This is a genomic window from Streptomyces sp. NPDC052036, assembly GCF_040680495.1.
Taxonomy (GTDB): domain Bacteria; phylum Actinomycetota; class Actinomycetes; order Streptomycetales; family Streptomycetaceae; genus Streptomyces.
The window spans coordinates 166,027-188,669 of sequence record NZ_JBFAWW010000015.1 but is presented as its reverse complement, the minus strand read 5'-3'; the positions used below and the strand labels follow the sequence as shown (position 1 = coordinate 188,669).

Here is a 22,643-nt window from a genome sequence, read left to right as displayed (position 1 = left end):
GCAGCCTGATCCACACCGGCCCCAAGGCGGCCGAGGAAAGGTTCCGGGGACTGCTGGAGGCGGCACCGGACGCGATGGTCATCGTGGACGACACCGGCATCATCAGACTCGTCAACGCCCAGACCGAAGCCCTCTTCGGCCACCGCCGCGAAGAACTCCTCGGCCGCCCCGTCGAACTCCTCGTCCCCGGCCGCTTCCGCAGCGCCCACACCGAACACCGCAACGCCTACGCCCACAACCAGCAGGTCCGCCCCATGGGCGCCGGACTCGACCTGTACGGACTGCGCAAGGACGGCACCGAGTTCCCCGTCGAGATCAGCCTCAGCCCCCTGGAGACCTCCGACGGCCTGCTCATCTCCGCCGCCGTACGCGACGTCAGCGACCGCAGGGCGGCCGAGGAAAGGTTCCGGGGACTGCTGGAGGCGGCACCGGACGCGATGGTCATCGTGGACGACACCGGCATCATCAGACTCGTCAACGCCCAGACCGAAGCCCTCTTCGGCCACCGCCGCGAAGAACTCCTCGGCCGCCCCGTCGAACTCCTCGTCCCCGGCCGCTTCCGCAGCGCCCACACCGAACACCGCAACGCCTACGCCCACAACCAGCAGGTCCGCCCCATGGGCGCCGGACTCGACCTGTACGGACTGCGCAAGGACGGCACCGAGTTCCCCGTCGAGATCAGCCTCAGCCCCCTGGAGACCTCCGACGGCCTGCTCATCTCCGCCGCCGTACGCGACGTCAGCGACCGCAAGCGCGCCGAGGAGCGGATCAACGAACTCGCCGCGCTGGTCGAGTCCTCGCAGGACGCGATCCTCGCCAAGACCCTCGACGGCCACATCACCTACTGGAACGCCGCGGCACAGCGGCTGTACGGCTTCACGGCGACCGAGGTCATGGGGCGGCACGTGTCCGTGCTGGCACCACCCGACCGGCAGCAGGAGATCACCGCGCTCCTGGAGCGGTTACGCGAGGGCGAGAAGGTCGAGCACTTCGAGACGCTGCGCCTGACCCGCTCGGGCGAGATGCTGGACGTCGACGTCACCCTGTGGCCCACGCGCGCCCCCGACGGCTCGGTCATCGGGGCGTGCGCGATCGTCCGGGACATCAGCGACCGCAAGCGCGCCGAGGCCGAGCTCACGGAACTCTACGAGCAGCAGCGGCACATCGCGCTGACGCTGCAGCGCAGTCTGATGGGTACGCCGCCCGCCATCCCCGGCCTGGCGACCGCCAGCCGCTACCGTCCCGCGACCCAGGGCGCGGGCGTCGGCGGCGACTGGTTCGACCTGATTCCGCTGGGCGCCGGTCGCGTCGGTGTGCTGATCGGCGATGTGATGGGCCGCGGTCTCGAGGCGGCGGCGGTCATGGGCCAGCTCCGTTCCGCCTCGCACGCCCTGGCGAAGACGGGGCTGCAGCCGCGTCAGCTGATGCAGGCCCTGGACACCGTGGTCGCCGACCTGGACGTCCCCGACCAGCTGGTCACCTGCTGCTATCTGATCATCGCCGCCGACACGGGCGAGGTGACCCTGTGCTCCGCCGGGCATCTGCCGGTCCTGGTGGTCGCTCCCGGTGAGGACACCCGGACACTGCCCGCGCCGGTGAACGCGCCCCTCGGGGTGGGCGGGGTGATCTACGAGCAGTCGTGCAGCACGATCGCCCGCGGCGCCACCCTGGTGCTCTACACCGACGGTCTGATCGAGACCCCGGGCACCGACATCGAGGACCAGCTCATCCAGCTCGTCGCCACCCTGGACAAGCTGGCGACCACGTCGCCCGACCTGGAGGGCGTCGCGGACCATGTGCTGTCGACCCTGCTGGCCGACGCCGACGGCCACGACGACGTGACGCTGCTGCTGACCCAGTTGCCCGCGGCTCCGCTGGCCACGGCGGCGACGGATCTGCCCTGCGATCCGCGCTCCGTCCCGGCGGGCCGCGAGTTCCTCGACAAGACCCTCGCGGACTGGGACTGCGCGGACCGCACGGACGACGCCCGACTGCTGCTCTCCGAGATCCTCACCAACGCGGTGCAGCACGGCCAGGGCCCGATCGGGGTGCATGTGTGCCGGACGGAGACCGACCTCACCGTCGAGATCAGCGACCGCAGCCACCATCTGCCCCAGCCGCGTGAGGCGGCCGAGGACGAGGAGTGCGGACGGGGCCTGCTGCTGGTGCGGACGGTCGCCGACGGCTGGGGCGTCCGGCCGACGGACGAGGGGAAGACGACCTGGTTCAGCCTCAAGGTCTGACACCGGAGGCTCGGCCTCAGGTGTGGAGCCCGGTGGCGGGCCGTGGACGCCGTCGGCCGTCCGTCCCCTCGATCTCTCGATCAGTCGGCCCTCAGTGTCAGGACGCCCATGTCCAGTCGGCGACCTCGGGCAGATCGGTGCCGTGCTCGCGGATCCAGGCCTCGTGGCGGATACGGACGTCGGCCATCTGCTGGCGTACGGCGGCGGCGCGGACCGCGAGCCCGGGGACACGGTCGATGACGTCCATGACCAGTCGGTAGCGGTCGAGGTCGTTGCGGACCACCATGTCGAACGGGGTGGTCGTGGTCCCGGACTCCTTGTAGCCGCGCACATGCAGATGGCGGTGGCCGTTGCGGCGGTAGGCGAGCCGGTGGATCAGCCAGGGGTAGCCGTGGTAGGCGAAGACGACCGGCTTGTCGACGGTGAAGAGGCCGTCGTACTCGAAGTCCGTCATCCCGTGCGGGTGTTCCTCGTGCGGCAGCAGCCGGGTCATGTCCACCACGTTGACCACCCGGACCGCGAGCTGGGGCAGATGGCGGCGCAGCAACTGGGCGGCGGCCAGCACCTCCTGCGTGGGCACGTCGCCCGCGCAGGCGAGGACCACGTCCGGCTCGCCGCCGATCTCGGTGCCCGCCCACTCCCAGATCCCGGCGCCGCGGGCGCAGTGGACACGAGCCTGGTCCATGGAGAGCCAGTCGAAACAGGGCTGTTTGCCGGCCACGATCACATTGACGTAGTCACGGCTGCGCAGGGTGTGGTCCGCGACCGACAGCAGGGTGTTGGCGTCCGGGGGCAGATAGACGCGCACGACCTCGGGGCTCTTGTTGAGGACGTGGTCGACGAAACCGGGGTCCTGGTGCGAGAAGCCGTTGTGGTCCTGGCGCCACACATGGGAGGTGAGCAGATAGTTCAGGGAGGCGACGGGGGCGCGCCAGGGGAGTCGCCGCGCGGTCTTCAACCACTTGATGTGCTGGTTGACCATGGAGTCGACGATGTGCACGAAGGCCTCGTAGCAGGAGAACAGCCCGTGCCGTCCGGTGAGGAGGTAGCCCTCCAGCCAGCCCTGGCACAGGTGTTCCGAGAGGATCTCCATCACGCGGCCGTGCCGGTCCAGGTGTTCGTCCACCGGGAGCATCTGGGCCTGCCAGGCCTTGCCGCTGGCGCGGAAAACGGCCTCCAGCCGGTTGGAGGCGGTCTCGTCGGGGCCGACCAGGCGGAAGTCCCGCCGGGCGGCGGTGTCCTTCATGATCTGTTCGAGCAGTCCGCCGAGGACCCGGGTGGGCTCGTGCAGGGTCGCGCCCGGCTTGTCGACGGGCACCGCGAAGCCGTCCAGGTCGGGGATCGGCAGGTCGCGGACGAGCAGTCCGCCGTTGGCGTACGGGGTGGCGCCCAGGCGGCGGGCGCCCGGGGGCACCCATGCCAGGACGTCGGCGCTCGGGCGGCCGTCGTCGTCGAACAGTTCCTCGGGCCGGTACGACTTCAGCCACGCCTCCAGTTGCCGGAGGTGCTCGGGGTTCTCGCGGACTGCGGCGAGCGGCACCTGGTGGGCCCTCCAGGTGCCCTCGACCGGTACGCCGTCCACCTCCGCCGGTCCGGTCCAGCCCTTGGGGGTGCGCAGCACGATCATCGGCCAGTGCGGGCGCTCGGCCACTCCTTCCTCGCGGGCGGTGCGTTGCAGCAGGGCGATGCGGTCCAGGGCGTCGTCGAAGGCCGCGGCGAGGGCCCGGTGGACCTGGCGGGGGTCGTCGCCGCCGACATGGATCGGCTCGTGGCCGTATCCCCGCAGCAGCGCGTCGAGTTCGGGCTCCGGGAGCCGGGACAGCACCGTCGGGTTGGCGATCTTGTATCCGTTGAGATGCAGGATCGGCAGCACCGCGCCGTCGTGCACCGGGTCGAGGAACTTGTCGGAGTGCCACGAGGCGGCCAGCGGTCCGGTCTCCGCCTCTCCGTCGCCGATCACACAGGCCACCAGCAGATCCGGGTGGTCGAAAGCGGCGCCGTAGGCGTGGGCGAGCGAGTAGCCCAGCTCGCCGCCCTCGTGGATCGAGCCCGGCACCTCGGGCGCGACATGGCTGGGGACGCCGCCGGGGAAGGAGAACTGACGGAACAGCTTCGCCATGCCCTGGGCGTCCCGGGTCACGTCCGGGTAGGTCTCGCTGTAGCTGCCCTCCAACCAGGAGTTGGCGAGCACGGACGGACCGCCGTGCCCCGGCCCCCAAACGCACAGGGCGTCGAGGCCGCGGGCTGTGATGACCCGGTTGAGATGGGTGTACACGAGGTTGAGCCCGGGCGAGGTGCCCCAGTGGCCGAGCAGCCGCGGCTTGATGTGCCCGGGCCGCAGGGGCTCGGTCAGCAGCGGGTTGGACATCAGGTAGATCTGGCCCGCGGCGAGGTAGTTGGCGGCCCGCCAGTGGGCGTCCAGGGTGCGCAGTTCGTCGTCGGTGAGTGTGGTCCCGGTCGGCTGGTCGGCCTGGGGCATGGGTGACTCCACAAGTCGTCAGAGGGTGCTGCTCGGCGGGCGGGGCGGCGCGGGACCGTGGCTGTGCGCCGCCGGGGCGGTCAGTCGTGGGCGACGACGGCGACGGGGGCGGGGGAATGGTGCAGGACGGCGTGGGTGACGGAGCCGATACGGGTGCCGAGCGGGCTTCGGCGGATCCGCCGGCCCACCACGACCAGCGACGCCTCCTGCGAGGCGTCGGCCAGCAGTGCGGCGGCGCTGCCCATGCGGGACTGTTCGACCACCTCGACCGCCGGATACTTCTGCCGCCACGCGCCCAGCACCTCGTTCAGGGCGACGGACCGCTCCCGCGCATACTCGTCGTACAGGTCGACACCGGCGGCCAGGGCGTCGACGGAGGTGAACGGCATGTCCCAGGCGTGCACGACATGCAGTGCGGCGACGCGTTGGGCGGCCTCCTCGAAGGCGAACCCGAGCAGCGACGCGTCCGGGCTGCGGATGTCGAGCCCGAGGACCACCGGGCGAAACGGGGCGGCCGCGGACGGGATCCCCACGGGGTCCCGCTCGTGCTCGTCGGCCGCCTGCTCCCCGCCCCGGACCAGGACCACCGGCCGTACGGCGTGGGCGACGACGGCGAGCGACACCGAGCCGACCAGGAATCCGCCGATGCCGCTCAGCGCGCGCGTCCCGAGGACGAGCAACTCGGCGTCCCCGGCCGCCCGCACCAACCACTCGACGGGCCGTCCCGCGAGGTGCTCGGTGGTCACCGCGACGCCGGGGTGCCGCAGTCGCAGCCCCTCGGCGGTCTCACGGGGGATCCTCTCGGTCCAGTGCTGATCCGTCTCGGCGCCCAGCAGCGGGGCCTGCATCAGGGGACTCGGCGCGGGCTCGCAGACATGGACCAGTGTGAGCGGCAGGCCGCGCAGCTTCGCCTCGCGGGCGGCCCACTCGGCGGCGGCCCGGCTCTCGGACGAGCCGTCGAGGCCGACGATGACGGGGCGGGGCATGATCTCCACCTCCTGAATCGTGGATCCCGGGGCTTTCCGGATCCGCTCCCAGCGTCGCCGTGCGGGGCCCGTACGGTGCAGGGGCCGCAGGTCCCCTCCAGGGGCCGACCGGCCCCTTGCGACCGGGTCGGCGAAGCCCGCCGAGTACCCCCGTGCCCGCCTCCGAACCGGTCACCGGACCGTCCGCGTACGCGCCCCCGAACTCCTTCAGGTGTAAGGGACCACGGCGACGGGGCAGTCGGCGTGGTGCAGCACCGCATGGGTGACGGCGCCGATGAGCGGACCGAGACGGGTGTCCCGCTGACGGCGCCCCACGACGAGGAGGGATGCGCACACGGAGGCATGCACCAGTTCGGCGGCGGCCCGCCCCTCCGTGACCGTCTCGGTGACACGGACCCGGGGGAACTTCTCGCACCAGGGGCGCAGCGCCGCCACCACGAAGTGCTCCCGCTCGGTCGCGGATTCTCCGGGGCGTACCGTGTTCGACCGGCCGGAGGCGCCACAGGCGGGCGCGGTATCGAGGGCGTGGATCACGCGCAGTCCGGCGCCACGCCGGCGGGCCGACTCGAAGGCGAACCCGATCAGCTCGTCACAGGGGTGCTCGGTGTCCAGTCCGAGGACGACGTCGCGGTAGGGGGTCTCCGGTATCTCGTCGGGCGAGAGGCCGTCCAGGGCGGGCAGATGCTCGTCGGCGCAGGCCTCGCCGGCGCGGACGAGCACCACCGGCCGCGGTGACCGGGCGACGACGCGCTGGGACACCGAACCGAGCACGAAGCCCGCGATCCGGCCGAGGCCCCGGGATCCGAGCACCAGTACCTCCGACTCCTCGGCAGCCGCGAGCAGTACGGCCACCGGCGGGTCGGGCACCATCGCCTCCTCCACGCGCAGGCCCGGGTGCGCGGCACGCACACTGGCCACCGACCGCCGCAGATCACGCTCGGCGGCGCGGAGCCGTCCGGTGTCGACGGGCACGGCGGTCCCCGGCGCCGGCGGCCGGTGCCAGGCGTGCACCAGGCGGAGCCCGGCGCCGCGCCGCAGCGCCTCCCGGGCGGCCCAGTGAGCGGCGGCGAGGCTCTCGGCCGACGCGTCGACTCCCGCGGTGACGTGCTGAGCCATGGTGCGCACCTCCAGCGCGTGCGGCGTACGGGCCGTGGTGCCCTCACGTCGAACCTCGTCCGGGTGCCATGAGGTGCGCAGGGGCCGCTCAGACCTGTCAGGGGGCCGGACGGCCCCTGGCCGGGGCGGGACCGCGGGCCCGCACTGGGCTCCCCGCCCACCGGAAGGGTGTCCCGGGTTCCGCGCCCGCAGCGAGGTGGTGACGGACGCTTCCCCGACGACCAGCATGCTCCGCGCGGTGCCCACCGACCACCGGGAGCAGCCGATGCGACCGCTCTTCAGACCGTCACCGGGACCCGTGAGGCAGTGGGCCGAACGGCCCTAGTGCTTCCGGTCCCCCGTGGGCGAAGATCGTGATCGCGGGCGTCCCGCAGCCCGCCCCCGCACCGAGAACGAGAGGTTGCGATGGCCGAGGCGCCCACCTTCACCGGGGAGCACCCCATCCGGGTCTTTCTGCTGGACGACCACGAGGTCGTCCGACGCGGCCTGGCCGATCTGCTGGACGCCGAACCCGACATCTCGGTGGTCGGGGACGCCGACACCGTGGAGCACGCACTCACCCGCGCCCCGGCGCTGCGACCGCACGTCGCCGTCCTCGACGTCCGCCTCCCCGACGGCGACGGCATCAGCGTCTGCCGCGAGCTGCGCAGCCGGATGCCGGAGCTGGCCTGTCTGATGCTGACCTCGTTCGACGACGAGGACGCGCTGCTCGACGCGATCATGGCGGGAGCCTCGGGCTATGTGCTCAAGCAGATCAAGGGTTCCGACCTGATCTCGGCGGTGCGCACCGTGGCCTCCGGGCAGTCCATGCTGGACCCCGCGACCACGGCACGGCTGATGCGCTCGCTGCGCTCCGACCCCGCCGAGCAGCAGCCCGTCGCCTCCGAACTGGCGAGCCTGTCGCCGCGCGAGCGGGACGTCCTCGCGCTGATCGGGGACGGGCTCACCAACCGGGAGATCGGCAAGAAGCTGTATCTGTCGGAGAAGACGGTCAAGAACCACATCTCCCGGCTGCTCGCCAAGCTGGGGGTGCAGCGACGGGTCCAGGCCGCGGTCCTCGCCTCCCAGCTCGCGCCGCCGGAGTCCCGGAGCGGCCCGGCCCGGTGAGCCGGCGGCCCCCGGCACCGTCCGGGTGAGGTGACTGCGGCCGGATCCGCCGGGCCGTCAGTCCCCCGGCGGCCGTACCGGGACGCACCACACCAGCCGTGTCCCGCCGCCCTCGTGGCGTTCGCCGACCGTGAGCGTGCCGCCCAGGGCGACGGCCCGTTCCTCCAGGTTCCGCAACCCGCTGCGGTCCGCGTCCTGCGGCACCCCGCAGCCGTCGTCGGCCACCGTGAGCGTCAACTCGCCCGTCGCGAGCCGCAGGTGCACATCCACGGAGCGCGCCCCGGAGTGCCGGGCCGCGTTGCTCAGGGCCTCGCCGAGGACAGCGATCGCATGGTCGGCCGTGTCGTCGGGCACCTCGGTGTCCACGAGGCCCTCGATCCGCAGGGCGGGGGTGAAGCCGAGGGAGGCGGCCGACCCCGTCACCGTCGCGGACACCCGGGCGCGCAGACCGGTCTGCTCCTTGGTCTGGCTGCCATGGGTCCGCAGCCCGAAGATGGTCGACCGGATGATCTTGATGGTCTCGTCCAGGTCGTCGACGGCCCGCGACAGCCGCTCGGCGGCCTCGGGGTGGTCGACGAAGCGCTGGGTGCTCTGCAGCGTCATCCCGGCCGCGAACAGCCGCTGGATGGCCAGGTCGTGCAGGTCGCGGGCGATACGGTCACGGTCCTGGAGCAGCGCGATCTGCTCGGCGTCCCGGCGGCGCTCGGCCAGCTCCAGCGCGAGCGCGGCCTGTCCCGCGAACCCGAGCAGCGGACCGGCGTCGGCGTCCGTGAACGGGGTACGGCCCGCCGCGCGTCCGAGCAGCAGCACCCCGAGGGACTTGCCGCTGGCCACCAGCGGCACCCCGAGCACGGGCCCGAGTCCGGCCCACAGATCCGAGTCCCGGTTGATCCGGACGTCCTTCTGGATGTCGGCGCTGACCACCGGCTCCGCCGTGCTCAACGCGGCCTCCACGAACCCGTCCTGTCCCGACACCACGAGGCCACGGCGGCGCTCGGACTGCGAACCGACCGCGAGCAGCGGCCGCAGCACGGTCTCCCCGGACATCCGCTCGGCGATCATGCCCTCGTCGGCGGAGACGATCCCCAGCGCCTGCTCGACGATCAGCTCCAGTACCTCCGGGCCCGGGGCGCCCGACAGCAGAGCGCTGGTGACCTGGGAACTCGCCCTGAGCCAGCGTTCACGCAGCCGTGTCTCCTCGTAGAGCCGGGCGTTCTCCACGGCGACACCGGCGGCCACCGCCAGCGTGGACAGCACCGCCTCGTCCTCGGCGTCGAACTGCGCGGCGCCGCGCTTCTCGGTCAGATAGAGGTTTCCGAAGACCCGGTCGCGCACCCGGATGGGCGCACCGAGGAAGGAGTGCATCGGGGGATGGTGGGCGGGGAAGCCGTAGGAGGCCGGGTGCTCCGAGAGCTCGGCGAGGCGCAGCGGCTCCGGATGCCGGATCAGCTCGCCGAGGATGCCGTGCCCGCTGGGCAGCGCCCCGATCTCCGACCGCTGCTCCTCGCTGATGCCGACGGTGTGGAACTCCGACAGCATACGGTCGTCGCCGATCACGCCCAGCGCGCCGTACTCGGCGTCCACGAGGACCACGGCCGCCTCGACGATGCTGCGCAGCACCTGCGGCAGGTCCAGTTCCCGTCCGACGGAGAGTACGGCCTCCAGGAGACGGTGGACCCGGTCCTGGGTGCCGCGGGCCGCGTCGATACGGGCCTGCAGCTCGTCCAGGAGCTCGTCCAGCCGCAGTTTGGGCAGGTTCTGCTCCGACCGCCCCGGCCCTTTGCCGCTCATCCCGTCCTCCGACCGCATCACACAGACAAGGTGCGGACCGCCAGCGCCCCCTAGGCCCTCACGATACTGGCTGGGGGCCTGACCGAGGAGCGCCACTCACGCAAAGTGACACTCTGGCCAGGGACTTTCACCCGGAGGGCCGCCGCCGCCGAGCGGGCGCGTTGCGCCCGATCACCGACCGCTTTGCACCTAATGTGCTATGAGATGACCACATGTGCTGTGGGGATGCCACGGCCGGGACACGGGAGCTGCGGTGGCGCATACGGGCGGCCCGGCACACGGGCCGGGGCGAGGGCGCAGGACGGGTGCCGTCGTGCTGGGCAGCCGGCCGTCGCACTCCGTACGCGTCACCCGGCGCGCCCCGGCCGACTCCGTCGCGGCGGCCGACCGCACGGTCGGCTGGCTGCGCGTCACCGCCGCCTATGCCTGGCGACTGATCCTCGTCGGGATCGTCGTCTACGGCGTCTTCGCCATCCTGGGACGCTTCCAGCTCATCGCTGTGGCCCTGTTCCTGGCCCTCGTCATCACCTCGGTGCTGCGGCCCCTCACCGACCTGCTGAGCCGCCGGCTCCCCCGGTCCCTGACCGTCGCCGTCTGCCTCGTCGGCAGCATCCTCCTCCTCTTCTCCGTCCTCGCCCTGGTGGGCGACGCGGTGGCGGGCGAGTCGGCGAAACTGGCCGACGAGTTCCGCGGCGGCATCCGGGAGATCCAACAGTGGCTGGAGCGCTCGCCGTTCCGGCTCAGCCCGCACAAGCTCTCCGATCTTCAGCAGCAGATCGTCTCCTATCTGTCCTCCCACCGGACCATGCTGCTCAACAGCGCCGTCAGCGGCCTCGGCCGGATCGTCGAACTGGTCACCGGAGCCGCGCTCGCGGTCTTCTCCTCGGTGTTCTTCCTCCACTCCGGCGAGCGGCTGTGGCGCTGGACGCGGGACCGGCTGGTGCCCCGGGCCGGGCGAGAGGCGTGGGACCGGGCGGGGCACGCCGCCTGGCACACGTTCGCGGGGTACACCCGGGGCATCATCATCGTCGCCGCCACCAACGCCGCCCTCGTCGGCATCGCCCTGTTCCTGCTGCGGGTGCCCCTGGCGCTGCCGCTCACCCTGCTGGAGTTCTTCGCCACGTTCGTACCGCTGATCGGCTCGCCGGTCGCGCTCGCCGTAGCCACGGTGATCGCGCTGGCCGGCCGCGGCCCGCTCACGGCGGCGGCCGTGCTGCTGCTCATCGTCGTGATCGGCCAGATCGAGGGGCATGTGCTGCACCCCCTGGTGATGAGCTGGGCCGTCCGTCTGCATCCGCTCGTCGTCGCCGTGTCCGTCATCGGCGGCAGCATCGTCGCCGGCGTGATCGGGGCCATCGTCGCCGTCCCGTTCATCTCCGTCGTCTGGGCGGTGCTGCAGGCGCTGCGGCCCGCCCCGTCGTAGCGCCCGGGATCCGCCGCGCGGGCGGCCCCCACCGCGCTGTGCCACCCTGGCCGGGGAAAGGCGAGGGGCGTCGACCGAACCGTGCGGGAGGCGATGTGGGCCCCGAGAAGCCGAACCGGGCGGAACAGGGACAGCACCAGCACCAGCACCGAAGTCAGGACTCCGACGGGACCGACCACCTGGGGCGCAGGCACTTCCTCGGCGTGTGCGCCTGCCTCGGGCTCGCCTCGGCCACCGCCTGCGACCCCGCCCCTGCCGCGCACCGGCGCCCCCGGGGGACCGCTTCCCGCCTGCCCGAAGCCGAACGGGACCGCCCGGGAACCGCCGACTGGCACGTCCGCTCGCCGGGTCCCGCACCCGCCGTCGCCGGTTACGCCGATCGGGTGAGTGTGACACCGGGCGAGGAGTGCGGTCTGTATGTGTCGACGACCGCGTCGTCCTTCCGTGTCTCCGCCTTCCGCGTCGGCTGGTACGGCGGGACCGGTGCCCGGCTCGTCTGGTCCTCGGAACGCCTACCGGGGCGCGCGCAGCCGGGCCCCCGTATGCTCCCCGGCACCCGCACCGTCCGCGCGGACTGGCAGCGCACCCTGACGGTCGGCACCGAGGACTGGCCGGAGGGCGCGTATCTGCTGCGGCTGGAGACGGACGACGGCCACCAGCGCTATGTCCCGCTGATCGTGCGCTCCGTCCGCGGCGCTGGCCGCACCGTGCTGATGCACGCCCCCGCCACCTGGCAGGCGTACAACCGATGGGGCGGCTACAGCCTCTACGAGGGCCAGTCCGGCGGGTACGCCACCCGCTCACTGGCCGTCAGCTTCGACCGGCCCTACGACGCGGACGGCGCAGAGAAGTTCCTGGTGTACGAGCGGGCGGCGGTGGTCCTGGCGGAACGGCTCGGCATCCCCCTCGCCTACACCACGGGCCCGGACGTGCACCGCGATCCGGCGGTGCTGAGCGGGGCGGCCGCCGTCGTCAGCCTCGGGCACGACGAGTACTGGACGCCGGAGCAGCGCCGGCACGTCACCGAGGCCCGCGACGCGGGCACCAATGTCGTCTTCCTCGGCGCCAACACCTGCTTCCGCCGGGTGCGCCTCGAACAGGACGACGCGCGGCCCGAGCGCACGGTGGTCTGCTACAAGACCGACGTCCGCGCCGACCCCTGCTACACCTCCCGTCCCGCCCTGGCGACGACGGACTTCCGCCAGGCTCCGTCGGCCGACCCCGAGTCGTCGCTCACGGGCGTGCTCTACGAGGGCTACCCGACGGACGCGCCCTACGTCGTCCGGGCTGCGGACCACTGGCTCTACGAGGGAACGGGCGTGCGCCCCGGGGACGGCTTCGACCACCTGGTCGGCGTCGAGTACGACCGGGTCACCCCGGGCGCCCCCGTCCCCGAACCGCTGGAGATCACGGCGCACTCGCCGCTCGTGTGCGGCGGCCGGCGCAGCCACAGCGACTCGGCGTACTACACGGTCGAAAGCGGCGCCGGCGTCTTCGCGACCGGCACCATGCGCTGGGTGGAAGCCCTGCTGGCAGGCACCCCCGACGGCGGCCGCGACCACGGCATGGACGCCCGTACCGGTGCCTTCGTGACCCGCACGACGGAGAACCTCCTGCGCGCCTTCGCACTGGGCCCCGCCGCACGGCACCGCCCCGCGCCCCGCCCGAACGTCGACGAGGTCTACCCGGGCGGTGGCTGACGGGCCGTCGGGGCGGGGCCTCGGAGCAGATCACCACGCTCCCCGTCGGACCAGATGGCGGCGGAGTCTTCCGGAGGGGGTACGGGGCAGCGACGGCACGAAGCTGACGCCCCGGGGGACCATGAAGGCGGCGAGGTTCTCCCGGGCCAGACAGATCAGGTCGGCCTCCAGGCCCACCGGGATCGGAGTCACGGGCACCACGAAGGCGCGCAGGCGGTGCGCTCCGGCATGGTCGGTGACGGCGACCACCGCCGCCTCCCGCACCGCCGGATGCGTCCGCAGCAGCTCCTCGGCCTCCAACGGGGAGACGGCGACGCCGCCGACCGTCTCCATGTCGTCCACGCGGCCCAGATGGGTGAAGGTGCCGTCGGGTTCGCGGCGCGCCCGATCCCGGGTGGCCAGCCAGCCGCCGACAAGGGCGCGCCCGTTCTCCTCAGGCCGGTTCACATACCCGGCCGTCACCGTCGGTCCACGGGCCCACAGTTCCCCGTCCCCGCCGTCCGGCACAGGATGCCCGGCCGGGTCGCGCACCTCGACCTCGAAGCCGGGTACGGGGCGGCCGACGGTGCCCGGGTGGTTGTGGTCGAAGCTGTTGGCGCAGAAGGCGTGTCCGGTCTCGGTGGAGCCGAGCTGTTCCAGGACGGGTGCGCCGAGCAGGCCGGTGATGCGGCGGGCCAGCCCGGCCGGCAGGGCTTCGCCGGAGGAGACGGCGGCCCGTACGGACACGAAGCACGCCTCGTGCCCGTCCGCCCGCTCCGCGACGAGGGCCGCGTACTGGCCGGGCACCGCGTACAGCAGGGTCACCCGGTGCCGTACGACGAGTCCGTCCACGGCGGCCGGGTCGGGGCGCCGGCCGGGAAGCACCGCGGCGGAGCCGGAGAAGAGCGGAAAGACGAAGGCGTTGCCGAAGCCGTAGGCGGAGAACAGGTGGGACAGCGACAGCGTGACGTCGTCCGGGGTGATGCACAGCAGCCGTCGGGCGATGAGGTCGTGATACGCCTTCGGGTCGCCGTGGGTGTGCACGACACCCTTGGGGCGGCCGGTGGTTCCGGAGGTGTACTGGACGAAGAGCGGGGCGTGGGCGTCGACCTGGTGCGCGCCGGCGGTGGGCCGGGCGGCCCCGGTGAGGGCGGTCAACCGGTCGGCGGCGAGGCGGGCGCGGCGCGGGAACCGGTCGCCGAGGCCGGGGCCGGTCACGCACAGCACGGGCCCGCTGTCCTCAGCCAGGAACTCCAGTTCGGGCGGGGTGAGCCCGGGGTTGACCAGGACGGCGACCGCGCCGAGGCGGGCGGTGGCGAGGAAGGCGGTGACCCAGGCGACGGAGTCGGGGAGGGCGAGGAGGACCCGGTCGCCGGGGCCGACGCCGTGCTCGGCGAGCACGGTGGCCGCCCGGGCCGCGAGATCGTGCACCCCGCCATGGGTCCAGCAGCGGTGGCCCTGGTGGAAGGCGGGCCGGCCGCTCCAGCCGCGGCGTTCGGCGAGCGCGGCGAGCTGGGCCGCGAGATTGCCGGGAGCCTCCGCCTCGGCCGGCGGCAGGGCGGGCCGGGGGGTGGTCATGGTCATCGGGCCGCCTCCTCGGTGGCCGGTGCGGTGGTGTGCTCGTGGTGGGCGCGCATCACGGCGGCCGTCTTGAGCAGCATCTCCTCGTACTCCGCGGCCGGATCGGAGTCGAGGACGATGGCGCCGCCGGCGCCGAGCTGCATCAGGCCGTCGGCCAGTACGGCGGTACGGACGACGAGACCCAGGTCGGCAGCGCCGCTGCAGCCGAAGTAGCCGAGTGCCCCGGCGTAGACGCCCCTGGCCTCGGTCTCCAGCGCGCCGATGATCTCCATGGACCGCAGCTTCGGCGCACCGGTCACCGAGCCGCCGGGGAAGCAGGCGCGTACGCAGTCCACGGCATCGGTGTCCTCGCGCAACCGGCCCTCGACGGTGGAGACCAGCTGGTGCACAGCGGCGTAGGTCTCCGTGGCCATGAGCCGGGCGACCCGTACCGTGCCGGTCGCGCACACCCGGCCCAGGTCGTTGCGGAGCAGGTCGACGATCATCAGGTTCTCGGCGCGGGTCTTGTCGTCCACGGCCAGCGAGTGCCGCAGCCGGGCGTCCTCCGCCGGGTTCGTACCGCGGGGCGCGGTGCCCTTGACGGGTCTGGCCTGCGCGACGCCGTCCCGGGTGATCCGCAGGAAGCGCTCGGGCGAGGAGCAGGCCACGTCGAGATCCCCGAACCTGAGGAAGGCCCCGTACGGCGCCGGGTCGACACGGCGCAGCACCCGGTAGAAGTCCTGGGCGTCCTCGGGCGCGGGCAGCCGGGCGGCGTTGGTCAGACAGATCTCATAGCTGGTGCCGGCCTCCAGCTCACGTCGGCAGGCCTCGATGTCCGCGAGATAGGCCGTGCGGTCGCGCACCAGCCACGGCTCGGCGGCGGCCGGCCCCGGTTCCACGGGGTCGGGGGCGGCGGGGGGCTCGCCGGAGGAGACAAAGGTGAGCTGGGCCATCGCGCTGTCGAGCCAGTCGGCCGCCTCCTGAGTGGCCGCCGGGTTGTCCTCCGCGACGCACACCGCGTAGGTGGCGCCCTCCTCGTGGTCCACGGCGATCAGCCGGTCCGCGAACAGCCAGCAGGCGTCGGGGGTTTCGGCCCGGTGCGTGTTGGGCGAGCCGCACTCGGCCTTGGTCTCGTAGCCGAAGTAGCCGACATAGCCGCCGGTGAAGTCGAAGGGGAGGCCGGTGGCGTCGACATGACGGGTCGCCAACTGCCGCTTGAGGTAGTCGAAGACGCTCGCCCGGACCCGGCGCACCGGCCGCCCGGGCCGCTCGATCTCGCAGACGCCGCTGTCGACGTCGTAGCGCACGAACTCGGCGAGCGGACCGGTGCCGTCCCCGAAGAAGGAGAAGCGGGCGAGCCCGGGCTCGACGCGCGCGCTGTCCAGCCAGAAGGCCCGGGGCGCGTCGGCGCACATCCGGACGAACGCGGCCTCGGCGTCGACGGCCGTGGCGAGCCGGCGGTAGTGCAGCCGGTGGGCGGGCCGGACGCTGCGGCGCGGGCGGGGAACAGCGGTCGCGGACTGCGGGATCGTGGTGTTCTTCGTACGGGTCCTGCGGGCACGCTCGGCGGTCAGATTGCGGAAGTTGACGAGCATGCGGTGGCCGTAGTCGGTGAGCACCGACTCGGGGTGGAACTGCACGCCCCACAGGGGCCGGGTGCGGTGCCTGAGGCCCATCACGACCCCGTCCTCCGCCCAGGCGGTGGCCTCCAGGGTCTCGGGCAGCGGCTCGGCCACGGACAGCGAGTGGTAGCGGACCGCGGTGAAGTTCTGCGGCAGGCCCTGGAACAGGTCCCGGCCGTCGTGCCGGACCGTGGACAGATACCCGTGCCGGGGCCGCGGCGCCCGGGCGACACTGCCCCGCTCCCCCACCGCGATGCCCTGATGGCCGAGACAGACCCCGAGCACGGGGATACCGGCCCGTGCGATCACTCTCGCGCCGATGCCGAAGTCCCGTGGCTCGGCGGGGTGTCCGGGTCCCGGCGACACCACCACGTTGTCGAACGCCGCCAGATCCGGCAGGTCCTCGACGGGGGTGTCGTTGAGCACGACCACCGGCTCCTCGCCATTGACCTCGGCGATCAGCTGGAACAGGTTGTACGTGTAGGAGTCGTAGTTGTCGATGAGCAGGGTCTTCACCCGCCCACCTCCCTCGTGTCGGACTCGGGCCTGCCCGGGGCCGCCGCGCGGTCGTCCGCGGCAGGGCCCGCTCCCCGAGTGGAAGTCCGCCTCACGGCCCGGCACCACCCGATGAGCGACGGCGGCGGTAAGGGGCTCCGTGAGGTCACATCGACGAGTACGCAGCAACGGCGGATCTTGTTCAAAGCCCCGGGCGCGCCCAGCCGGCGGCCGGCCCCTCCCGGCGGCCCACCGGACACGGCGGCCGTACGACGGGGGTCGTCGCGTCCACCGTGGGAGGCGGGCCGCCGCCGCGCGGCGTCCGGACCGAACGGGTCAGCAGATCCTGGGCAGTTGCTCCCCGATCGGCAGGTCGACCACGCGGGTGCCGCCGAGGCCGGTGCGGGCCACGACCATGCCCGGGTGCTCCGCCACCGTCTCGCCGATGACCCTGGCCTCGGCGCCCAGCGGATGCGCCCGCATCGCGTCCACGACGGCGTCGGCGTGCTGCCGCGGTACGAACGCCACGAGCTTGCCCTCGTTGGCCACGTACATCGGGTCGAGGCCCAGCACGGCGCAGGCGTTGGCGACGGCCGGCGGGACCGGGACCTCGCGCTCGGTGATGACGACGCCGGTCCCCGAGGCGACCGCGATCTCGTTCAGTACGGCCCCCAGCCCTCCCCTGGTGGGATCCCGCAGCACATGCAGGTCCGGGGTGACGGCGAGCATGGCGTCCACCAGTCCGCCCAGCGCCGCGCAGTCGCTCTCGATCTCCACGCCGAACTCCAGGCCCTCACGGACACTCATGATCGCCACACCGTGGACACCGATAGGGCCGCTGACGATCACGACGTCGCCGGGGACTACCCGCTGCGGCCGCAGATCGACGCCCGCCGGGATCAGCCCGATACCGGCCGTGTTGATGAAGATGCCGTCGCCGTGGCCGGCCTCCACCACCTTGGTGTCGCCCGTCGCCACCTCGACCCCGGCGATCCGCGCCGCCGCGCCCAGCGCGTCGGCGACCCGGGCGACCGTCTCCAGTTCGACGCCCTCCTCCAGGATGAATCCGCAGGAGAGGTACGACGCCCGGGCACCGCTCATGGCGAGGTCGTTGACGGTGCCGTTGACCGCGAGGTCGCCGATGCTGCCGCCGGGGAAGAACAGCGGCCGCACCACGAAGGAGTCGGTGGAGAACGCCAGTCGCAGTCCCCCCAGCGACAGCGCGGCGGCATCGCCGAGCTGCGCCAGCGCGTCTCCTCCGTAGGCGGGCGCGAAGACGTCCCGGACCAGCTCGGCGGAGAGCGCCCCGCCGCCGCCGTGGCCCATGACGACGCGGGACCGGTCGTGCAGCGGGGCGGGGCAGGTCCAGGCCGCCGGGTCCACGGACGGCATGCGCAGATCGGTGCTGTCAGACAACGGGGGTCGCCTCCCGGGCCGCGGGGGTCAGGTCCAGGCGCCGGTAGAGGTAGTACGCGGCGCAGGCGCCCTCGTTGGAGACCATCGTGGCTCCGAGCGGGGTGCGCGGGGTGCACAGGGTGCCGAACACCTCGCACTCGTGCGGCTTGAGCAGGCCCTGCAGGACCTCTCCGCTGCGGCACTCGGCGGGTTCGAGGGTCCGGATGCCCTCCACCGCGAAGCGGTGCTCGGCGTCGTGGTCGCGGTACTTGGGGGACAGCCGCCAGCCGCTGTCGGGGATCACGCCGATGCCGCGCCAGGCGCGGTCGGCGACCTCGAAGACGTCCTCCAGCATGGCCTTGGCGGCCGGGTTGCCCTCGGACCGGACGGCACGGGGGTAGGCGTTGTCGACTCGATGCTCGCCCCGTTCGAGCTGGGCCACGGTGCGGCGTACCCCTTCGAGGATGTCCAGGGGTTCGAATCCGGTGACCACGATCGGGACCCGGAAGCGCTCCGCCAGGTCCGGGTACTCGTCGACGCCCATCACGCTGCACACATGCCCCGCGGCCAGAAAGCCCTGGACGCGGCAGCTCGGCGACCGCATGATCGCCTCGATCGCGGGGGGCACCCGTACATGCGACACCAGCATGCTGAAGTTCCGGATGCCGAGCTTGCGGGCCTGATGGACCGTCATCGCGTTGGGGGGCGCGGTGGTCTCGAAGCCGATACCGAAGAACACCACCTCCCGGTCCGGGTTCTGCTGGGCGACGCGCAGCGCGTCGAGCGGGGAGTAGACGACCCTGACGTCCCCGCCCGCCCCCTTCACCTGGAACAGATCACGGCCGGTGCCGGGCACCCGGAGCATGTCGCCGAAGGAACAGAAGATCACCCCGGGGCGGGAGGCGATCTCCAGCGCCTTGTCGATGACCTCCAGCGGGGTCACACACACGGGGCAGCCCGGGCCGTGGATCAGTTCCACTTCCGCGGGCAGCAGTTGGTCGATGCCATGGCGGATGATGGAGTGGGTCTGGCCGCCGCAGACCTCCATCAGGGCCCAGGGCCTGGTCACCGTGGCGTGGATCTCGTCGAGGAGCCGGCGTGCCAGATCCGGGTCCTGGAATTCGTCGATGTACTTCACTGACGCGCCTCCTCGCGTCCGGGCGGGAGCGTTCCGTCCGCCTCCGCCGCCTTTTCCCAGGGGTCGCCGAACTCCTCCTGCAACATGCCGAGGGTTTCGAACAGTTCGAGCGTCTGCTTGGCCGACTCCTCGTCGAGGCGCTGCAGGGCGAAGCCGACGTGGACGATGGCGTACTCGCCGACCTGGATGTCGGGCAGGTACTCCAGGCACACCTCCTTGACGACACCGCCGAAGTCGACGGCGGCCATCCGGGTGCCGTCGCGTTCCTCGATGTCCAGCACTCTGCCGGGTACCGCAAGGCACATGGGCCTCTCCTCGCTGTGGATGGTGCGTCGCCCGGCGCTGCCGGGACGGTCGGTCAGTCGGGGACCGTGGGCCGCTCCCCCGTGCGGGCGGCCACCACGAGCTGGCCGAGCGCCAGACCGCCGTCGCCCGGGGGCACCAGGTGGTGGCGCAGCACGGTGAAGCCGTCCGCGCTCAGGTCCCGTGCGCAGGCCGAGGAGAGCAGGGAGTTGAGGAACACACCGCCGGTGAGGGCGACCGTGTCCACTCCGTGCCGCTCCCGAGCCCGTACGCACATGGCGTGGACGAGGGCGGCGACGGCCCGGTGGAAGCGGGCCGCGATCAGCTCCGCGGGCACTGCCGCGCGCAGGTCGTCGACGATCGCCGTGATCACCGGCGCCGGATCCGCCCGCACCGGGCCGCCGTCCGGCCCCGGGGACCCGATGGCGAAGACGTAGGCCGCGCTGTCCCCGGCGGGGGCTCGCAGCGCGGCGGCCTCCAGCTCCACGGCGGCCTGGGCCTCGTACCGTGACCGGTGACGGACACCCGCGAGGGACGACACGGCGTCGAAGAGCCGGCCCATGCTGGAGGTGGGGACGCAGTTCAGGTTCCGCTCCAACTGCCGCTCCAGCACTCGGCGTTCGCCCTCCGGGCAGGCGTGCGCGCAGGGCAGGCCGGCGGACCAGTCGATGCCCGCCCGGCGCAGATGCGCGAGGGCCATGCGGTACGGCCGGTGCACCGCGGCGTCGCCCCCGGGCAGCGGCGCGTACGCCAGATGCCCGAACCGGAGGAACCCGTCGTAGTCGGCGAGCAGGAACTCCCCGCCCCACACCGCCCCGTCGTCGCCGTAGCCGGTGCCGTCGAAGGCGACGCCGAGCACCGGCCTGCCGCCGTCGAGTCCGTGCTCGGCCATCGCTGCGGCGACATGGGCGTGATGGTGCTGAACCCGCACGACGGGACGGCCCGCCGCATTGCGCAGGGCCCATCCGGCGCAGCGGTAGCCGGGATGCCGGTCGGCGGCCAGCAGCCGCGGCCGTACCGGGGTGATGGACTCCAGTTGTGCCACAGCGCGTTCGAAGGCCCACTGGGTGGCGAGGTCGTCCATGTCGCCGATGTGGGCGGACAGCCACGCCAGTCGGCCCGCGCCGAGGCAGAGCGTGTTCTTGAGGTCTCCGCCGACGGCGAGGGCCGGACGCACCTCGACCGGAAGGGTCAGCGGCAGCGGCGCGTATCCCCGGGCACGGCGCACGAGAAGCGGCTGTCCGTCGCACACGCGCACCACGGAGTCGTCGCACGGCACATGGATCGGCCGGTCGTGGGTGAGCCAGGCGTCGGCGAGGTGGGCCAGCCGCTCCAGCGCCTCGGCGTCGTCGGTGACGATGGGTTCGCCGGAGACATTGCCGCTGGTCATGACGAGCAGCCGGGGTCCCTCGGGGTCGCCGGGCAGGCCGAGCAGCAGGTGGTGCACGGGGGTGTACGGCAGCATGACGCCGAGGTCGGGGCTGCCGGGCGCGACGCCCTCGGCCGGGCGGAGGGCACCGGGCGCGATGGCGCCGTCGGTGCGGCGGCGCAGCAGCACGATGGGCCGGGTGGCGTCGGTGAGCAGGGCGCGCTCCTCGGGAGCGAGCCGGACGAGGGGCTCGATGTCCTCGACGCCGGCGGCCATGACCGCGAACGGCTTGTCCCCTCGGGCCTTGCGGTACCGCAACCGGTCGACGGCCGCGGGATCGGTGGCGTCGCAGGCGAGGTGATAGCCGCCCAGCCCCTTGACCGCCAGGACGGCGCCGCGCGCCAGGAGCCGCCGGGCCCCGGCGACCGGGTCCCCCTGCGGTTCCGGGCCCGGCGGGCCGCCGGCGTCCGCGCGGCCGACGAGCAGCCGCAGCCGCGGCCCGCAGGCCGGGCAGGCGATGGGCTGGGCGTGGAAGCGGCGGTCGGCCGGATCGGAGTACTCGCGGGCGCAGTCGGCGCACATCGGGAACCCGGCCATGGTGGTCTGGTCCCGGTCGTAGGGCAGACCGGTGACGATCGTGAACCGTGGGCCGCAGTGAGTGCAGGTGATGAAGGGGTGCCGGTGGCGCCGGTCGCCGGGGTCGGCGAGTTCACCGAGGCACGCGGCGCAGGTCGCCGTGTCCACCGGGATCAGCGTCCGCGCGGGGCCGTCGGTCCGGGAGGCACGGATGGCGAAGGCGGTGTCACCCGCGACAGGCATGTCCTGGTGGTGGACGCGGTCCACCCGGGCCAGCGGTGGCGCGTCCTCGGCGATGCGGTCGCAGAACCGGGCGACGGCCACCGGGTCGCCCTCGATCTCCACGACGACGCCCTCGGGGGTGTTGGTCACATACCCGGACAGGTTCAGGGCGGTGGCGCTGGCGTGGACGTAGGGCCGGAAGCCGACGCCCTGCACCACGCCGTGGACGGTGACCCTTCGACGCAGCCGCGTACGGACCGCGGTGGTCGTCGGGGGCGGGCCGCTCACGAGCGGGGCTGCGCCATCGCGGCGGTGCCGTTCGTGTGGTCCTGAGCGCCGTCGCCGGTCCGGTGGTGGGTGTGGTCGGCACGGGCGCCCGTGTGGTCGCTGTGCTCGTGGGTGTGGTCGGCGTGGGCATCATCTGTGTGGTCGTGGCTGTGCTGATGCGGCTCACGGGCCATCACGGGCGTGTGGACGGGGGTACCGGCCGCGGCCGCCAGGGCGCGGTCGAGCAGGAGACCGACCCCCGCCTCCCGGCGGGCCGAGGTCAGCAGCACCTCCACCCCTGGATTGACCCGCTCCACGTTCGCGCGGAACGTCTCCTCGTCGAAGCCGACCGCCTCGGCGATGTCCGTCTTGGTGACCACCACCAGGTGGGCCAGTCCGAAGGCAGTGGGGTACTTGAGGGGCTTGTCCTCGCCCTCGGTCACGGAGGCGAGCACGACCCGCAGCGTCTCCCCCAGGTCGTAGGAGGCCGGACAGACGAGATTGCCGACGTTCTCCACGAACAGCAGCCGCACGGGGTCGGGCAGCCACCCCTCCAGATGGCCCGCGAGCATCCCTGCCTCCAGATGGCACAGACCGTCGGTGAGGACCTGCTTGACCGGGACCCCCGAACGCGCGAGCCGTGCCGCGTCGTTCTCGGTGGCGAGGTCGGCGGTGAGTGCCGCGACCGGCACCGCGCGGTCCCGGGCCTCGACCAGTTCGCGTTCCAGGAGGGCTGTCTTGCCGCTGCCGGGGCTGGAGAGCAGGTTGACGACAGTGGTGCCACGGGCCGTGAGTTCGGCGCGCAGGGTGTCCGCGGCCCGGTCGTTCTTGGCGAGTACGGCCTGGTGCAGGTCGACCACACGGCACATGGT

The 22,643-nt window shown here is 72.9% G+C and carries 15 protein-coding genes; 4 read left to right on the top strand and 11 right to left on the bottom strand.

The features are described 5' to 3' along the window. Positions 1-5: 5 nt before the first annotated feature. Positions 6-2,243, top strand: coding sequence for a PAS domain S-box protein (locus AB0L95_RS22095; protein ID WP_365163748.1), 2,238 nt, complete (start codon positions 6-8; stop codon positions 2,241-2,243). A gap of 97 nt (positions 2,244-2,340) precedes the next feature. On the opposite strand, the gene AB0L95_RS22090 is transcribed toward AB0L95_RS22095, so the two are convergent. The 3 genes from AB0L95_RS22090 to AB0L95_RS22080 form a co-directional block, all read right to left on the bottom strand. Further along, positions 2,341-4,722: a phosphoketolase family protein gene (locus AB0L95_RS22090; RefSeq protein WP_365163711.1), complete on the bottom strand. Its 2,382-nt coding sequence runs from the start codon at positions 4,720-4,722 to the stop codon at positions 2,341-2,343. Positions 4,723-4,802: 80 nt separating this feature from the next. Further along, positions 4,803-5,708: a universal stress protein gene (locus AB0L95_RS22085; protein WP_365163709.1), complete on the bottom strand. Its 906-nt coding sequence runs from the start codon at positions 5,706-5,708 to the stop codon at positions 4,803-4,805. 207 nt (positions 5,709-5,915) lie between these two features. Next, positions 5,916-6,824: a universal stress protein gene (locus AB0L95_RS22080; RefSeq protein WP_365163708.1), complete on the bottom strand. Its 909-nt coding sequence runs from the start codon at positions 6,822-6,824 to the stop codon at positions 5,916-5,918. 405 nt (positions 6,825-7,229) lie between these two features. On the opposite strand from AB0L95_RS22080, the gene AB0L95_RS22075 reads away from it, so the two are divergent. Then, complete coding sequence (locus tag AB0L95_RS22075) at positions 7,230-7,931, top strand: response regulator transcription factor (protein ID WP_365163707.1); 702 nt, start codon at positions 7,230-7,232, stop codon at positions 7,929-7,931. 57 nt (positions 7,932-7,988) lie between these two features. Here the strand turns inward: AB0L95_RS22075 and AB0L95_RS22070 are convergent, their stop codons facing one another. Beyond that, positions 7,989-9,722, bottom strand: coding sequence for a GAF domain-containing protein (locus AB0L95_RS22070; RefSeq protein ID WP_365163705.1), 1,734 nt, complete (start codon positions 9,720-9,722; stop codon positions 7,989-7,991). 313 nt (positions 9,723-10,035) lie between these two features. On the opposite strand from AB0L95_RS22070, the gene AB0L95_RS22065 reads away from it, so the two are divergent. After that, positions 10,036-11,145 carry an AI-2E family transporter gene (locus AB0L95_RS22065; protein ID WP_365163704.1) on the top strand — a complete coding sequence of 370 codons (1,110 nt, stop codon included), beginning with the start codon at positions 10,036-10,038 and terminating at the stop codon, positions 11,143-11,145. 290 nt (positions 11,146-11,435) lie between these two features. Further along, a complete protein-coding gene (locus tag AB0L95_RS22060) occupies positions 11,436-12,845 on the top strand; it encodes a N,N-dimethylformamidase beta subunit family domain-containing protein (RefSeq protein ID WP_365163747.1) in 1,410 nt (469 codons plus the stop codon). 30 nt (positions 12,846-12,875) lie between these two features. On the opposite strand, the gene AB0L95_RS22055 is transcribed toward AB0L95_RS22060, so the two are convergent. The 7 genes from AB0L95_RS22055 to hypB form a co-directional block, all read right to left on the bottom strand. Then, on the bottom strand, positions 12,876-14,408 hold the full coding sequence (locus AB0L95_RS22055; protein ID WP_365163703.1) for an AMP-binding protein: 1,533 nt from the start codon (positions 14,406-14,408) through the stop codon (positions 12,876-12,878). Beyond that, positions 14,405-16,522, bottom strand: coding sequence for an aminodeoxychorismate synthase component I (gene pabB, locus AB0L95_RS22050; protein WP_365163702.1), 2,118 nt, complete (start codon positions 16,520-16,522; stop codon positions 14,405-14,407). The genes AB0L95_RS22055 and pabB overlap by 4 nt, the downstream gene beginning before the upstream one ends. 315 nt (positions 16,523-16,837) lie before the next feature. Beyond that, positions 16,838-17,917: a hydrogenase expression/formation protein HypE gene (gene hypE, locus AB0L95_RS22045; protein ID WP_365163701.1), complete on the bottom strand. Its 1,080-nt coding sequence runs from the start codon at positions 17,915-17,917 to the stop codon at positions 16,838-16,840. Next, complete coding sequence (gene hypD, locus AB0L95_RS22040; protein ID WP_365163699.1) at positions 17,910-19,034, bottom strand: hydrogenase formation protein HypD; 1,125 nt, start codon at positions 19,032-19,034, stop codon at positions 17,910-17,912. The genes hypE and hypD overlap by 8 nt, the downstream gene beginning before the upstream one ends. Beyond that, entirely contained in the window at positions 19,031-19,339 is a 309-nt protein-coding gene (locus tag AB0L95_RS22035; RefSeq protein ID WP_365163697.1) for a HypC/HybG/HupF family hydrogenase formation chaperone, read from the bottom strand. Before AB0L95_RS22035 ends, hypD begins: the two co-directional genes overlap by 4 nt. Positions 19,340-19,392: 53 nt before the next feature. Further along, the gene (gene hypF / locus AB0L95_RS22030; protein WP_365163696.1) at positions 19,393-21,792 is read right to left on the bottom strand and encodes a carbamoyltransferase HypF; all 2,400 of its coding nucleotides are present in this window, start codon (positions 21,790-21,792) and stop codon (positions 19,393-19,395) included. Beyond that, positions 21,789-22,640, bottom strand: coding sequence for a hydrogenase nickel incorporation protein HypB (gene hypB / locus AB0L95_RS22025; protein WP_365163693.1), 852 nt, complete (start codon positions 22,638-22,640; stop codon positions 21,789-21,791). Before hypB ends, hypF begins: the two co-directional genes overlap by 4 nt. Positions 22,641-22,643: the final 3 nt, after the last annotated feature.